The sequence below is a fragment of the Vibrio sp. 10N.247.311.47 genome (assembly GCF_041467535.1).
Lineage (GTDB): Bacteria > Pseudomonadota > Gammaproteobacteria > Enterobacterales > Vibrionaceae > Vibrio > Vibrio crassostreae_C.
Genome location: NZ_JBFSUR010000028.1, coordinates 21,643 through 35,943, shown reverse-complemented (window position 1 = coordinate 35,943; position 14,301 = coordinate 21,643). Strand labels below are relative to the sequence as shown.

Annotated in this window: 14 protein-coding genes and 1 pseudogene; 9 read left to right on the top strand and 6 right to left on the bottom strand. The window is 45.0% G+C overall.

Features of this window, described 5'->3' with window-relative positions; all coding sequences use genetic code 11:
* Positions 1-60: 60 nt before the first annotated feature.
* Entirely contained in the window at positions 61-486 is a 426-nt protein-coding gene (locus AB6E51_RS17690) for a DUF3010 family protein (RefSeq protein WP_123285367.1), read from the bottom strand.
* A 259-nt stretch (positions 487-745) separates the two neighbouring features.
* Here AB6E51_RS17690 and AB6E51_RS17685 point away from each other — a divergent pair, with 259 nt between their 5' ends.
* On the top strand, positions 746-2,383 hold the full coding sequence (locus AB6E51_RS17685; protein WP_372059080.1) for a methyl-accepting chemotaxis protein: 1,638 nt from the start codon (positions 746-748) through the stop codon (positions 2,381-2,383).
* 155 nt (positions 2,384-2,538) lie between these two features.
* Here AB6E51_RS17685 and AB6E51_RS17680 read toward each other — a convergent pair whose 3' ends face one another.
* The gene (locus AB6E51_RS17680; RefSeq protein WP_017076504.1) at positions 2,539-2,886 is read right to left on the bottom strand and encodes a DUF3316 domain-containing protein; all 348 of its coding nucleotides are present in this window, start codon (positions 2,884-2,886) and stop codon (positions 2,539-2,541) included.
* 209 nt (positions 2,887-3,095) lie between these two features.
* On the opposite strand from AB6E51_RS17680, the gene AB6E51_RS17675 reads away from it, so the two are divergent.
* On the top strand, positions 3,096-3,965 hold the full coding sequence (locus AB6E51_RS17675) for a LysR family transcriptional regulator (RefSeq protein ID WP_372059081.1): 870 nt from the start codon (positions 3,096-3,098) through the stop codon (positions 3,963-3,965).
* Positions 3,966-4,079: 114 nt separating this feature from the next.
* Here AB6E51_RS17675 and AB6E51_RS17670 read toward each other — a convergent pair whose 3' ends face one another.
* Positions 4,080-5,741, bottom strand: a complete 1,662-nt coding sequence (locus AB6E51_RS17670) for a methyl-accepting chemotaxis protein (protein WP_102429235.1) — start codon at positions 5,739-5,741, stop codon at positions 4,080-4,082.
* A gap of 275 nt (positions 5,742-6,016) precedes the next feature.
* On the opposite strand from AB6E51_RS17670, the gene AB6E51_RS17665 reads away from it, so the two are divergent.
* The 5 genes from AB6E51_RS17665 (at position 6,017) to dgcA (ending at position 10,605) form a co-directional block, all read left to right on the top strand.
* A complete protein-coding gene (locus AB6E51_RS17665) occupies positions 6,017-6,529 on the top strand; it encodes an RNA methyltransferase (protein ID WP_017061674.1) in 513 nt (170 codons plus the stop codon).
* Positions 6,530-6,639: 110 nt separating this feature from the next.
* Complete coding sequence (locus tag AB6E51_RS17660) at positions 6,640-7,476, top strand: SGNH/GDSL hydrolase family protein (RefSeq protein ID WP_017061675.1); 837 nt, start codon at positions 6,640-6,642, stop codon at positions 7,474-7,476.
* A 95-nt stretch (positions 7,477-7,571) separates the two neighbouring features.
* On the top strand, positions 7,572-8,462 hold the full coding sequence (locus tag AB6E51_RS17655) for a LysR family transcriptional regulator (protein ID WP_017066887.1): 891 nt from the start codon (positions 7,572-7,574) through the stop codon (positions 8,460-8,462).
* Positions 8,463-8,553: 91 nt separating this feature from the next.
* Complete coding sequence (gene dgcN / locus AB6E51_RS17650; protein ID WP_017061677.1) at positions 8,554-9,561, top strand: N-acetyltransferase DgcN; 1,008 nt, start codon at positions 8,554-8,556, stop codon at positions 9,559-9,561.
* A 57-nt stretch (positions 9,562-9,618) separates the two neighbouring features.
* On the top strand, positions 9,619-10,605 hold the full coding sequence (gene dgcA, locus AB6E51_RS17645) for an N-acetyl-D-Glu racemase DgcA (RefSeq protein WP_372059082.1): 987 nt from the start codon (positions 9,619-9,621) through the stop codon (positions 10,603-10,605).
* 162 nt (positions 10,606-10,767) lie between these two features.
* Here dgcA and AB6E51_RS17640 read toward each other — a convergent pair whose 3' ends face one another.
* The 3 genes from AB6E51_RS17640 to AB6E51_RS17630 all read right to left on the bottom strand — a co-directional run bounded on the left by AB6E51_RS17640 (position 10,768) and on the right by AB6E51_RS17630 (position 12,115).
* The gene (locus tag AB6E51_RS17640) at positions 10,768-10,923 is read right to left on the bottom strand and encodes a DUF3012 domain-containing protein (protein WP_017061679.1); all 156 of its coding nucleotides are present in this window, start codon (positions 10,921-10,923) and stop codon (positions 10,768-10,770) included.
* A 240-nt stretch (positions 10,924-11,163) separates the two neighbouring features.
* A complete protein-coding gene (gene hpf, locus AB6E51_RS17635) occupies positions 11,164-11,520 on the bottom strand; it encodes a ribosome hibernation-promoting factor, HPF/YfiA family (protein WP_017061680.1) in 357 nt (118 codons plus the stop codon).
* A gap of 337 nt (positions 11,521-11,857) precedes the next feature.
* Complete coding sequence (locus tag AB6E51_RS17630) at positions 11,858-12,115, bottom strand: hypothetical protein (RefSeq protein WP_229648214.1); 258 nt, start codon at positions 12,113-12,115, stop codon at positions 11,858-11,860.
* Between the two features lie 57 nt (positions 12,116-12,172).
* On the opposite strand from AB6E51_RS17630, the pseudogene AB6E51_RS17625 reads away from it, so the two are divergent.
* Positions 12,173-12,400 (top strand): annotated as a pseudogene (locus AB6E51_RS17625) (hypothetical protein); the annotation flags it as partial.
* A 409-nt stretch (positions 12,401-12,809) separates the two neighbouring features.
* Complete coding sequence (locus tag AB6E51_RS17620) at positions 12,810-14,240, top strand: YfcC family protein (protein ID WP_372059083.1); 1,431 nt, start codon at positions 12,810-12,812, stop codon at positions 14,238-14,240.
* Positions 14,241-14,301 lie beyond the last annotated feature (61 nt).

The following is a 14,301-nucleotide window of genomic DNA, read 5'->3' as shown; positions in this document are numbered from 1 at the left end:
CAAAAAAGAGCCTGAATATTCAGGCTCTTTCTATATAAAATATTGGCTAGCGACTTTTGATTAGCGTTTCATCAAACAAGCGTAAGCCGTTGTAAACGGTGCTTCTTGGTATTGCTTAAGGCCGGTCTCTTTGAACTTCATCATAAGAGGGTTGCGCTTAAGGCTTTCTTTGATTTCAGCTGGAGACACAACGGTTACATCTAGGCCGTCGATTAGCTGAATTGCTGCTTCAAGTTTGAAGCCGAAACCACCGCCAGCAAATTTGCCTTTAGTCTGACGTTGGCGAATTACAACTTTTTCTACTTGGTAATCTTCCATTAACTTTGCAAAAGAGAATTGAAAGTCTTTCATATTCTGTGTGTCGTTTGCGTCGCTAATTGAAACTTTAGAAACTCGGCAATCAGGAATGTTAAATACACCATCTGATAGAGAAAGAAGACAGATGACTGCATCGTTACCTTTGATTTCAACACCACAAATTTTCATGTTCTTACCTACTTATTTTAGAGCCCTACATTATGGTGTTATTTCTAACACTTCTCCAGTATTTGCGCGTATCAGCGGCAAATAAGTCTAAATCAGAGAGTATTTTAGCCGTCGAAAGTTAACCTTTGATTGAAAAAACATCACACGAATTTACGGTATCGTTTGCTATGAGATGAAGCTCACAAAAGCTTAGCGGGATTTCATATGTGTGCTGTATATTGCGCGCGCATCCCTATTTGAAGTGTGGATATTAATCCCAATGAATATCAATAATCTTTCGATTAAGAGTAAAATCGCGATCCCGCTGTTGGTGATTGTGATTGTTTTTTCTACCGTTACTGTGCTCAACGTTATCAGATCAAATGCTCAAGCTGCGATTAATAATGAGCTCAATAATGTGGTTCAGCCAGTGCTAGATAACCTAGAAGATGGCTACCGCGATATCTACCAAATCATCGCTTCGGCACAAGGTCTCTTGCTTGCAAAAGATCAGGCAGCGATCGAGTACCAAAAGTTTGAATTTAAAGACAACGCTTACAAAGCGGTTCCTCGTTTCCAAAGTGTGGAAAACTTGTATCAAGCGGGCGTGTTGGATCCATCTTCACGTGGCGAGTTATCAAAGCTTGTTAACGCGATGAGCAAGTGGGTGGCACTGCACGAGCCAATGTTCGCTGATCCAGCAAACGCAGACCAATACAATATTGATTATTCGCCAGCGCTTGACGCAGAGTTTGCGATCATTCGTACTCAACTGCGCGATATCCGAACTCTGATCGAATTAAAGCAGAAAGAGCTTCGCCAGCAAGCTGATGACTCTATTGAATCGAGTAAGTTGATCATTGAAGTAGGTATGGCCGTTGCTGTTTTCGCTGCATTTTTCGCTATGTGGTTATCAAATCGCTTTATCGTTCAGCCAATCCAGAACGTAGAGAAAGCAATGAATGAGATTGCATCGGGTGACGGTAACTTATCTCAACGTATGAAGGTCGAAGGTAATGATGAGATCGCTCGTTTGAGTTCTGCTTTCAACCAGTTTGTTGGCAAGCTCCATGTCGCCGTGGAGCAAGTTATTCTCACATCGAACGCAGTACGTGGCGAGATGGAAAACATCAAATCACTCACGCAAAGTGTTGCTGAGTTTTCATCGAACCAACAGCGAGAAAGTGAAGTGGTAGCTGCGGCAGTCCATGAAATGCAAGCAACCAGTGAAGTGGTGAGTGGTAATGCATTAGACGCTGCAACCGCGAGTAACGTTGCAAACCATGAAGTGGAATCGGCTGATACTACGCTTGGCTTAACTGTTACTTCGATTGAACGCCTTGCGCAAGATATCGAGAACGCGGGTGGTGTGGTTCAAGAACTGGACACAGACGTGAAGAACATAGCCTCAATCCTTGGCGTGATCAAAGGTATTGCAGAACAAACCAACCTACTTGCTTTGAATGCGGCTATTGAAGCGGCACGAGCGGGTGAACAAGGCCGTGGCTTTGCGGTTGTGGCTGATGAAGTTCGAGCGCTTGCGAGTAAAACTCAAGACAGCACTGGCGAAATCCAATCAATGATTGAACGCTTAGAAGTGGGTGCTAAACACGCGGTTGGTGTGATGACTGAAAGCAAAGTGAGTGGCGAGAAAACCATTGTTCAAGCAGGAACTGCAGCATCTTCATTGAGTGAGATTCGTAACTCAATTGGCAAGATGAATGACATGAACACACAAATTGCTACGGCGGCTTCGCAACAGTCTCAAGTGTCTGAAGAAGTGAATAAGAATGTTCAACGCATCGCTGAAAGCACCATGCAAATGGTTGAGATGGCAAGCAGCGCAGAAAATGCATGTATGGCATTGGCTGAACAGTGTGAAGCGCTAGATAGCCTTGTGTCTCAGTTTGAAGTGTAATTTTCAAAATTAGACAGACGAATATGAGCTGATAATGGTTGCTCGTATTGAGTCCCATTAATCAGCGGTGAACGACAAAAAAGCCCGCACTCTATGAGTGCGGGCTTTCTTTTTGACTAGGTGATCAGTTTTTAGACCTGATCAATCATTCGGTGTTAGCTGCTGCGACCGTCTTTGTATGTGTAACGGTAGTCAACTTTTACGTTCGCTTGGTAATGAATGTCACCGCTCATGTTAGTGATTTTCTTCACTTCCATATTCGCGTCATCAATCTTGAACGAATCGTATTTGGTTGTCTGTTGGAACTGTGGCAGTTCTCTTGAAAGCTCAAAAGGTGTTTTTGCGCTTAACTCATCCATAAGGTTGGTGCCTGCATCGTATGCTTCCGCTTCAGTAACAAATGTATCAGATTTTAGCGTTGTTTCTTGAATTGTTGTTTTAGTTGCTGCAAACGCAGTGGTGCTGAGTACAAGAGTTGATGCAAGTATGATTAACTTCTTCAAAGGGATACCTTACTTTGTTGTACCAGTGTTTTAGAGATTCTCACCCTAGCAATAGGGGATGAGGTTAATGTTAGGACAAAAATATGGTTCTGTAAGGGAATGACTATAGGTGCCGAAGATTAATGCACAGCGCATATCAAGCAAGGTGACACTGATATCTAACTTCAATACACTGTATGGGTAACCAAAGTTCAGCATAAGGTAAAGGCATGGCCAATTGGGAAGGGGTAAGTGAGTTTGTTGCAGTGGCAGAGCGTGAAAGCTTTACTGGTGCGGCGCAGAAGCTCGCTACGTCGGTGGCTCAAATCAGTCGTAGAGTAGCAAACCTCGAAGAACGACTCGCAGTGAAACTGCTCAATCGAACGACTCGAAAGGTGTCTCTTACAGAGGCTGGGCAACTCTATTACCAACAATGTAAGTTGTTGGTCGAAGGTTTAGAAATTGCTGAGCTTGCGGTCACGCAGATGCAATCCACACCCAAAGGCTTACTGAAAGTCACCGCGCCTGTGACTTATGGTGAGCGCCAACTCGCCCCAATACTGCATCAATTCTTAAAGCTTCACCCGCAAGTAGAGCTTGAGCTGATGCTGACCAATCAAAAGCTCGATCTTATCGATTCGGGTGTTGATGTTGCGATTCGTCTTGGCCGCTTAGAAGATTCAAGCTTGGTCGCAAAGAAGTTATCGCAGCGACAGCTTTATGTATGTGCAAGCCCTGAATACATTGAACGCTATGGTGAGCCGCATACGCTCTCTGAATTGAGTCACCATCAATGTTTGGTCGGTGGCTTTGAACATTGGCGTTTCAAAGAAAATAGACGCCCTCGCTCAGTTCGTGTTAACGGACGCATTAAGTGCAACAGTGGTTTAGCCTTGTTAGACGCAGCTAAGCAGAGCATTGGCTTGGTGCAGTTGCCTGAATACTATGTGAGTGAAGACCTTGATTCTGGTGAGTTGGTTGAGGTGCTGTCCGATTATCGAGACGACAAAGAAGGGATCTGGGCGCTTTATCCTCAGAACCGCAACTTATCTTCAAAGGTTCGCCTGCTGGTGGACTTCCTTTCTGAGCAATTGGATTAGTGTATGGCTTAAAACCTCCACCGATAAAAACGGGCTTCAGAATAGAGATTCTGAAGCCCGGCGTGTTTTAGGATTAATTATCGTTTGATTACGGCTTACTAGACCGAAAATGTATTAGACGGTGAAGCGATCCACCAAGTGATACAGCTCATTTGCACGACTGTTGAGGTTTTGGCTACCTGTACGGTTTTGATTCGCGAGTTCTGCCGATTGTGAGCTTTGGTCAGAAATCACCACGATGCGTTGAGATATTTCTTGTCCTACAATATTTTGCTGTTCAGTGGCTGTCGCAATAAGCGAGTTCATGTCCATGATGGTATCAATCGACGCTTGGATCTTCGCCAGTGCTTTGGCTGCGGCATTCGCTTCTTCCACGGTTTGCGCACTTCGGTTTTGACTTGAATCCATCGCTTTCACAGCAGCATCTGAGGCAGCTTTAAGTTGCTCAATCATCTTGTGAATGTCGCCAGTGCTTTCTTGAGTACGGCTTGCCAGTTTACGAACCTCATCGGCAACCACAGCAAACCCACGACCTTGTTCGCCTGCACGTGCAGCTTCAATCGCGGCATTCAACGCGAGTAGGTTAGTTTGCTCGGCAATGTCTTGGATGACCGCCAATGAAGAGGAGATGTTTTGTACATCGCCTTCTAAACGAGACACCACGGTGTTCGCTTCTGATACTTCGCTCGCTAGGCCTGCCACCGAATCTGCAGCTGCGTTTACGATCTGTTGCGCTTCTTTTGCATTGCCCTCTGCAAGCTTGGCGGAATCCGCCGCTTGGCTAGCGTTGCTCGAGATCTCTTGCGCCGTTGTGGTCATCTCAGTCATCGCTGTTGCAACTTGTTCTGTCTCTTCACGTTGCCCTGTAGCAATCTCGTCGACCTGCGCAGCACGAGAAGACATGTTAGATGTCTCGGCTACGACTTGCTGACCGACATCGCTTACGCTGCGAATGATGGTTTGCAGGCTTGCCACAAAGGCATTGAAGTTCTCGCTGAGTTTTGTGAACTCGGGCGCTTTGAAGGTTTCCATTCGAGCGGTTAAGTCAGCTTCGCCACTCGCGAATGCGCTGATTGAACGATCAAACTGCTCGAGTGGTTGCATGATGGTACGGTTGACGGCAACGGCAAACACAGCAACTACTAGGGCAATCAAACCACAGAATATAGCGATGGCCGTCAATGAGCTTTGTAACGCAGCATTTGAGCTCTCTTTCATCTCTGCGATGACCGCATCGATGTCGTCAGTATAGAAGCCTGTACCTAGCATCAAGTCCCACTGGGGAACGAATATCGAGTAGCTCAGTTTCGGTAGGGCTTCGGATTGACCAAGTTTTGGAAAGTAGTAGGTGGTGAATTCACCAAGCTTTGAGTTCTTGATCAAGTCACGAATCAGGTAGTTGCCTTTTTTGTCTTGCAGGTCGTAGTAGTTGTTACCAATACCATCGTTGTTTTGTCCAACAACCACTCGAACGCCTTTAGAGTCGTAGCCAAAGATGTAGCCAGATTCGCCATATTCGAGTGTTCTTAATGTTGGTAAGGCTTCTTCTAATGTTGCACCTCTATCCAAAAATGGGCTGATCGAAGAGTAGGCCATTTGTAGATACGCTTTGAGTTCCTTTTCTTTCATCGCCATCATATTGCTACGCGTCGATTCAACTTGCTGTGCGGTTAGCTCGGTGCTCTTCATATACGTCACGCTCATCATGCCAATTGCCATTAGTAGCAACGGAATGAAAGAGAGAATATAAAGGCGGTTTTTGATGGTTAGGGTCATGTCACGCTTCCTGTGTGATTATCTCATGCAATTTTCAACACATTATTAATGTGGTTTTAAAATGTAAATGGACTTGTTGTTGAATTGTTATCCAGAAATGTTTTTGTTTTATAAACATGATGGCGGTTAGGTTTTTGACGTTAGAAGCCTTGCAACTAGGGGCTTAATGATAAAAAGAGCGGTTTGTTACGATGCTTTTGAATTTGGCGCTGCTTTGGTAGAATGCGACGCTTTGTAGCACCCTGCTATGTCTATTCGTTAAGTGAGAAAGATTCATGAACAAAAGCCATGTGACTATTGGTTTAACTAACCCAAAGAGCCCGACAAACGTTGGTGCTGTTATGCGTGCGGCTGGTTGTTACCAAGTCGACGAAGTTAAATACACAGGGCAACGCTACGAAAAAGCCGCAAAATTCCACACCGATACTAAGAGTGCTGCGCGTACTATCCCGTTGACTGGTGTTGAGTCGTTTTTAGACAATCTTGATCCAGAAACTAAGATCGTTTGCGTAGAACTCGCAGAAGGTGCAACACCACTACCGCGTTTTAAACACCCAGAAAATGCCATTTATATCTTTGGCCCTGAAGACGGCTCTATTTCTCAAGATGTCGCCGACAGAGCCGATCATGTTGTGTACGTACCAACAGTTGGCTGCATGAACTTGGCAGCGACAGTGAATGTGCTGCTTTACGATCGTCTTGCTAAATCTGATGAAATGGATGAGAGCAACGAACTGATTAAGAAAAGCCGTGATAACCGTAACCATCTGCTAATCAAAGAAAAGTAACTATTTACTTCTAGTAAAAGTAACGATCTGCTTCTAGTGTTATCTATCCCGTAAGCAATCGGATATTATCTTGAGTTCATCATCAGACAATTGAAGGGTTAGATAACACCATGGAAGACAAGCAATTACTTGCCGCGCTACAGCAACACTCTGTCCTCGATCTCTATCAGTTATTCCAAGAAGTTGGTCAAAACCGCTCTTTGTATGCATTACTAGAGAGGTTATCTTCCCTTAAAGAACATCATCAACTGAGTACTCGTCTTAGCCCTTTTAAGCCTCATATCGAAGGATTGCTAGCTCAATTTGATAGCGCCACGCCAGATAGCGAGATCCTCAAGGCAGTCGCTCTTCAGTCTGAGATTCAGCAACGAGGCCACAGTATGAGTCGTTACATCATGACATCAGATAACCATCGCCATTTTTCCCCAAGTGCAGACCTAGTCATGTTTGGTGATTCGATCACCGAATGGGCCCCGTGGGCGGATATCTTTCGCGATGTTTCGATGGTCAACCGTGGCTTAGCGGGTGACACCACAACTGGCATGTTGCGCCGTATTGATACCACGTTGAATGTGAAGCCAAAGCTGGTGTGTTTTATGGCAGGGATAAACGATTTAGCTCAGGGTTATGATGTCGACCATATCTACCAGAACTACATTGATATGCTTAAGGTGTGGCAAGAAAATGAGATTCGCATATTGGTGCAATCAACGCTTTATGTTGGCTCTAAACTGCAAGGTTTAAATCCGTCGGTTGAACTGCTCAATAGCAAGCTAAGCGAGTACTGTACACAGCAAGGCATTGCGTTCTTAGATGTGAATTCAGTATTGTCGCCTAATAAGCTGTTGTCGAACAAGTACTCGTGTGATGATCTGCATTTGAATGCGAAGGCTTATCAAACTTGGGCTGAGATACTTCAACCTACGATAGCTGAGCTACTAAAATAGACTCACGCAAAACGCTAGCTAGACCGATAAACAGCTTAGCTAATACAAGAAAAGCCAAACCCTAGATTTGTTTCGCGAACCATAAGGACATCAATGTGAACCTAAGACAATTGGAAGTCTTTTACGCCATTATGCAGACCGGAACCGTATCTGGAGCCGCGCGCAGCTTGCATGTGTCGCAACCAAACGTGACCCGTATTTTGGCGCACACGGAGCAACAACTTGGGTTTGGCTTATTCGAACGAGTTAAAGGGCGGTTGGTGCCAACGGTTGAGGCAAAAACCTTACTGCCAGAAGCGGAAAAGGTGTATCAGCAATTGGGGCAATTTCGATCTCTGACCAACAAAGTGAAGCAAGGCCATCAGCATTTACGCATTGGTGCGCCGCCGATACTGGCGACTAAATTACTAACTCAGGTAATAGCCCAAATGTCTCGGGAACAAGAGCTATCTTTTGAGTTGCTGACTGCAAACCGTGATGAGCTGTGTGCTGGGTTATTAAAGCATGAGCTTGATATTGCTATCGCGTTTGGCGATGAAGCACCGCCTGCGATATTAAGTGAAACGCTATTAACCGAATCACTAAAGGTTTTGGTTCCTTCCAATACGGTTGATCATTTCCCCGCGGAATTAACGTTAGATGATCTGATCAATTATCCGCTGCCAATCATCGGGCTCGATAGCCGCGATCCATTAGGCCTCCTGTTACATCAACGCCTTATTGCACGTGAGCAGCATTATCACCACCCGATATCTGTACGTGGGTATAGCGCCGCTGCGGAACTGGTCAAGCACCAAGCGGGGTTTGCGATTGTTGATCCGTGGACGGCAGAGCAATATCAAAATGACGATGCGGTCTGTGTGTTGCCGCTTCAACCAGACATCCAATTTTCGGTATCGATGCTTTGCGCAGAGCACACCCCTCAGTCGATTTCCGTTAAGCAATTTATCGCTTCATTGAAAATCCATACTCACCCTATAACTTAAGGTTATAGGCTCGCCATAAATAGGCATTCGGCAGCTTCGAAGTTCTTAATTAAAGTAAACCCATACAAGGGCTTATTAATTAGGAATACTCATGTCGATCGCTCAACCTTACCTTCTTTTTCTTGGGGATGTTACTGACCCACTCGCTGCAAAAACAGCTCGCGGTATTCATCAATGGCGACCAGAAATCTGCCTAGGTCAACTGCGTTTAACGGGTGATACCGTTTCACTGGGCTTAACGGATATGACCCTGCAAGAGGCGCAAGCGCAGGGCGCGAAGACGCTAGTGATTGGTACCGCAAATCCGGGTGGTGTTATTCCTGATTCTTGGCAGTCAACCATTATGGCCGCTGCAGAAATGGGATATGAGATTGCATCTGGCATGCACCAACGATTGAGTGAATTTTCACCGCTTGCTGACATGCAGCAACAAGGATTGACTAAGCTTCATGATGTACGCCATTTTGACGGTGTTCTTAATGTTGGTAACGGTAAGCTTCGTCAAGGTAAGCGCCTGCTTACTGTCGGAACTGATTGCTCAGTAGGCAAAATGTTCTCGGCATTAGCGATTGAAAAGTCGCTTAAACAAGCGGGAACATCCGCTCAGTTTAAAGCGACAGGGCAGACAGGTATTTTGATTGAAGGCAGCGGTATTTCGATTGATGCGGTGGTTGCGGATTTTATTTCTGGCGCAGTTGAAGCGATTAGCCCTGATTTTACCGACCACGATTGGGACATCATTGAAGGGCAAGGCTCTTTGTTCAACCCTTCGTTTGCAGGCGTGAGTTTGGGTCTTTTACATGGCGCACAAGCTGATGCCTTAGTGCTGTGTCATGAAGTTGGGCGACCACATATTCGTAACCTTCCTCATGCTAAATTACCAAGCATAGAACAGACGATTGAAGCCAACTTGCAAGCGGCGCGACTGACTAATCCAGACGCGAAGCTGGTGGGTATCTGCTTGAACACGTCGGCGATTAGCATTGAAGAGGCTGAGACATTGTGCCAAGAATGGACCACACTCTATCAAGTGCCAGTGACGGACCCAGTGCGCTTTGGTGTACAACACATTACTGATCATTTGCGACATTCACTTTAACGACTTCATCATTTCTACGTTTCCATTTGTTAAAGTGAACATCAACCGAGTGAAATTATGAAGATTACAGCTGAACCCATTATTATCGCGATGCAAACGCCTTTTCGCATCTCTCGTGGCAGTCGAACTGAGTGTCACGTTGTTCGTGTTTACATTGAACATGGTGGCAAACGAGCTCAGGGCGAATGCACGCCTTACCCACGATACGGCGAGTCATCGGAGTCTGTGTTAGCGCAAATCCAACAAGCGTCTAGCGCACTTGAAGCTATGTTTGAACGAGGCGTTACTGATCCGGCAGAGCTAAGAGATCATCTTCAGTCTTTATTGACCGGAGGGGCAGCGCGCAATGCGGTCGATTGTGCGCTTTGGGATTATCAAGCTCAGCAGAACGACCAGACGTTTCCGAATAGCTTGTTTGAGTTGCCTGCTCAAATCGTGACTGCAATGACAGTCTCGATTGGCACGCCAGAAGCCATGGCGACTCAGGCTCGAGACTATGTCGCGAATGGTGCGAAACTTCTGAAAGTGAAGCTTGACGGCGAGCAGGTGGTAGAGCGTGTTCGCGCGGTACGAGAAGCTGCGGCAGATGTTCAAATTGTATTGGATGCGAATGAAGCGTGGACAGGATTGAATCTCGAAGAGTTGTTCAATCAACTGGTAGAATTTGATATTGCGATGATCGAGCAGCCGTTACCCCAACAGCACGATGCCTCATTGGCGCACATCAAGCACCCGATACCACTGTGTGCTGATGAAAGCTGTCATACCACTTCGCAACTTTCATCTTTGTCAGGCAAATATGAAATGGTCAACATCAAGCTCGATAAAACAGGTGGTTTGACCGAAGCATTGGTACTTGCTGAAGAAGCTCAAAGGCTAGGATTTACGCTGATGTCGGGTTGTATGCTCGGTACATCGCTGGCGATGCGTGCAGCTCTGCCTATCGCCGTTCAATCTGAAATCGTCGACCTCGATGGCCCAGTCTTACTTGGTCAAGATGTAGCACCATCACTGACTTATCGAGATGGGATGATTGTTCTTTAAGTTCCTAACAAATTAGCTAGGAATCTCTCCATACAAAAATCGCATAAGCGTTAACTTATGCGATTTTTTGTTTGTACCGTTTTACAGAGATAAGTAAACCATACTGCAACTACTCACTTGCTTCATTGAGTGGGGTGTACTGAACTGCTAAATACAACCCACCTAGAAAATGCAGTGCTTGGCAAAATCGCCCGCTTCATTAGCCGTCCAGTCACCTTTAGGCTTTTCTTTCATATCCGCACACCAAGCTTCACTGCCAACCTCGGTACAAGCCATTAATTGAGTAGCAAGGAAAAGTATCAACGCGATTTTCTTCATAATAAACATTCCGTTGTGGTCTAAATTTCTGCTTATAACTGTATCAAATCCCACAAGTGATTGTTATAGCTGCTAAGAACTTAAGGGCGTTAATAATGATGTGGGGTTGAGCTGAATTCGAGGGACGGTAAAGAAGCGAAGGTTTGCTTGGCTTTAAGATCGAAAAAGCCAGCAACGTATGCTGGCTTTGAAATTCTTAATAAGTTTCTATTCTTTATTTCGCTTTAACTACTTATCGATTTATACCAATTTCATCTCTTGGATGATGTCCGAAGCAATCTCTGGCTTCGTGCTTGTTGGTTTCTCGTGTAGGTCGGCTTTCAATTGTCCCTTACGGTTACTTAGGCCCGCTTCAAGTTTCTTAAGTGCTGCAGCGATAGCTGGGTACATAACATCGTCTGTCGATTTTGCTGTTACTCGTACACCTTCGTAGTTGGTGAATACTTCAACCTGATGTTGACCGTGTTCTTTAGTAATGATGATGTCGCAACTGATCAGTGATGGGAAATGGTTAGATATCTTCTCGAATTTACCTTCGATGTCTTTGCGTGACTCGTCGTTAATTGATACATGATGTGTTTGAACATTTATTTTCATAAATCATACCTTTCCAATGACTGTGTCATTTAAACGTAGCAAACATCGCATAGATTAACCAACTGAGAATTAGCACATGTGTGATTGACTTCAGTGTTATCAAATATTCTCTTGTTACTCCCTTGAAAGTCCGATGAACTGATCGCATATTATGTTTCGTGTTTTAAAGACATGTTCAAAAAAACTCCATCCTTGATAATTTGCGCTAACCTACAGAGAATTCCCAGTGAATCTCTCTTTATCGGTTTTATAATTCCGAACTTGTCACTCCATTGATTTTCTTTCCAGCTCACTCACTTTTTCTTCTTTGATTAAAAAATCAGCTTAAGTTACTAATTTATAGACACTCAACTGCCCACTCCATATTGAAGTGAAACTCTCCTGCTGTGAGTTGAGACTCGGGTATGGTAATGCGTGCTCGAATATCGACTTCTTTATTGGATGCCAGTTGATCGACAGGAAATTCGACGCCCTGACGCCAATAATTAATGTCACCTTCATAGCGAACCGGCGTTTCGACTTTGAATCGCACAAGTTCTGAAATGCGAGACTCATCAATTGAGCCTAGATCAATATGTTGCAGTTTGAGCAACAATCGAGAATCTTTGCGATTGGACTCAAGCTTAAGCGTTATCGCTCGGCCATCGTATTCTCGGCCACTGAATTTAAGCCGTTTAAGCGTATTAAAACCATCAAAGCCATTAAGATTGATGCTGAAATGCTTGAGCTAATGGGCAGCGAAGATGGCAAAATAGCCGTGATTAAAGTGAGTTGGGATGAAAAAGGGATGAAGGTTTATAAGGACGGTTACTTAGCGGATTATGAGTACGGTATTGCCCCTCATGAGATGCAAGAGAACTACGAGCTAGCACCTAAGTAGTTTTATTCCATTTCCGAAAAGCGCTCTGGTTTGCAGGGCGCTTTTTATACCCCCACCAAAACATGACTTAACTCACACTTTTCTGACATTTTACCGCTCGTTATGCTAGTATGCGCCGCTTGTCTTTGTAATTGATAAAAAACGCATTACCCAAACAGAGTTTTCTGTTTATCTGCTTGTAATGACCTCATTCAGTTTGGCCTAACTTGGCTGAACATCTGCATTTTGCTCGGACGCAAAGAGAGTAGTTCTCGCTACTTCACTATGTACATTTGAGAGCACCATCTATCAAAGGCCTTTTAGAAACAGCCTAGTTAGCGCGAACTACGTTCTGCGTGAAGGGTTTCGTTTTTCCAAAAATCCCTCTGGCGCCAAGTATTACTTGGTTGCTGACAAGTAAGGAGTCTATATGACGTCTACGGTATCTACATCCGTACCTACATCTCCAGCTGGTAATACAGCTTCGACAGAGAAAGAAGTAAACCATCCATTTCTTTCCTTAGTCATCATGGTTATCGTTGCAGCAATCGCAACCTACTTTATCCCTGCAGGCGAGTTTGAACGAGTGGTTATGAATGGCCGCACGGTGATCGACCCAGACAGCTATACACTATTAGCAAGCAACCCAACAACATTAACCTCTTTTTTCGAATCATTTTTTAAAGGCTTCAAATCCGCTTCTGGCGTGATGGGTGTTGTGGTATTTGTTGGTGGTGCTTTCGGTATCATCAAACACATGGGTCTGCTGGACGCATCGGTTGTTGCGCTCACCACTAAGCTTAAGAAACAAGGCTTATATGTGATCGCGCCAGTGATCATGACGGCGATCTTCTTCAACGTGACCTTCACCGGTATGCGTGAACTGGATGTTATTTTCATCTCATTGATGATTCCGATCTGTATCAAGCTTGGATACGATGCGATTACAGCGTTAGGCGTTGTTCTACTGGCAAGTTGTGCAGGTTTTGCTGCGGCGTTGGCAAACCCACTCTTCACGGGTATTGCACATACTATCGCTGAGCTGCCTTTGTATTCAGGCATGTGGTATCGCTTTATTGTCGGCATGTTTATGCTGCTGACCGGTGCTTGGTATGTGTTGAATTACGCAAGAAAAGTAAAACAAGATCCAACTAACGGCTTGTTACACGGCACGGGTTACCACTACGAATCAAACGTTGAAGCTAAGTCTCTGACGGTTCGTGAGAAGCTAGCAGGTATCGCATTCTTAGGCGTGTTCGCATACATGATCTTCGGTACTCTGACGATGGGCTTTGGCTTTACTGAGATCGCAGGTGCGTTTGTGGCAATGGCGATCATTCCTGGCTTGGTGGCAGGATTGTCTCCTAACAAGATTTGTGAATATTGGACCAAAGGTGTCAGCGATGTATTGGTTGCGGTGTTGATCATCTTCTTTGCGCGTTCGGTGTTGACCATCATGGAAGACGCGAAGATTGTCGACTCGATTATCTACTATCTTGCGCAGATCATTTCAGGCAGTTCTAAGCTTGTTGCGGCGGCAGGTATCTACTTCTCGCAGGCTGCGATCAACCTGTTTATTCCATCAGGCAGTGGCCAAGCGGTGATCACCATGCCAATCATTATTCCGTTGGCAGATATTGGTGAAGTGACTCGCCAAGTGGCAGCACTGGCTTCTCAATTGGGTGATGGTATCTCTAACTATATTTACCCAACTAATGGTGGCTTGTTAGCGGTATTGGCTATTGCAAAAGTGCCTTACACCAAGTGGGTTCGTTTCTTCTTACCACTGTTCTTGTTCTGGTCGGTAGGCGCTTTGGTTTCTGTTGTGATTGCTCAAATGATTGAGTTAGGGCCTTTCTAAGGTTTCTGTTTAATCGAATACATGGACAGTTAAGGCTTAACTGAAGCTGTGTGAGTAAATA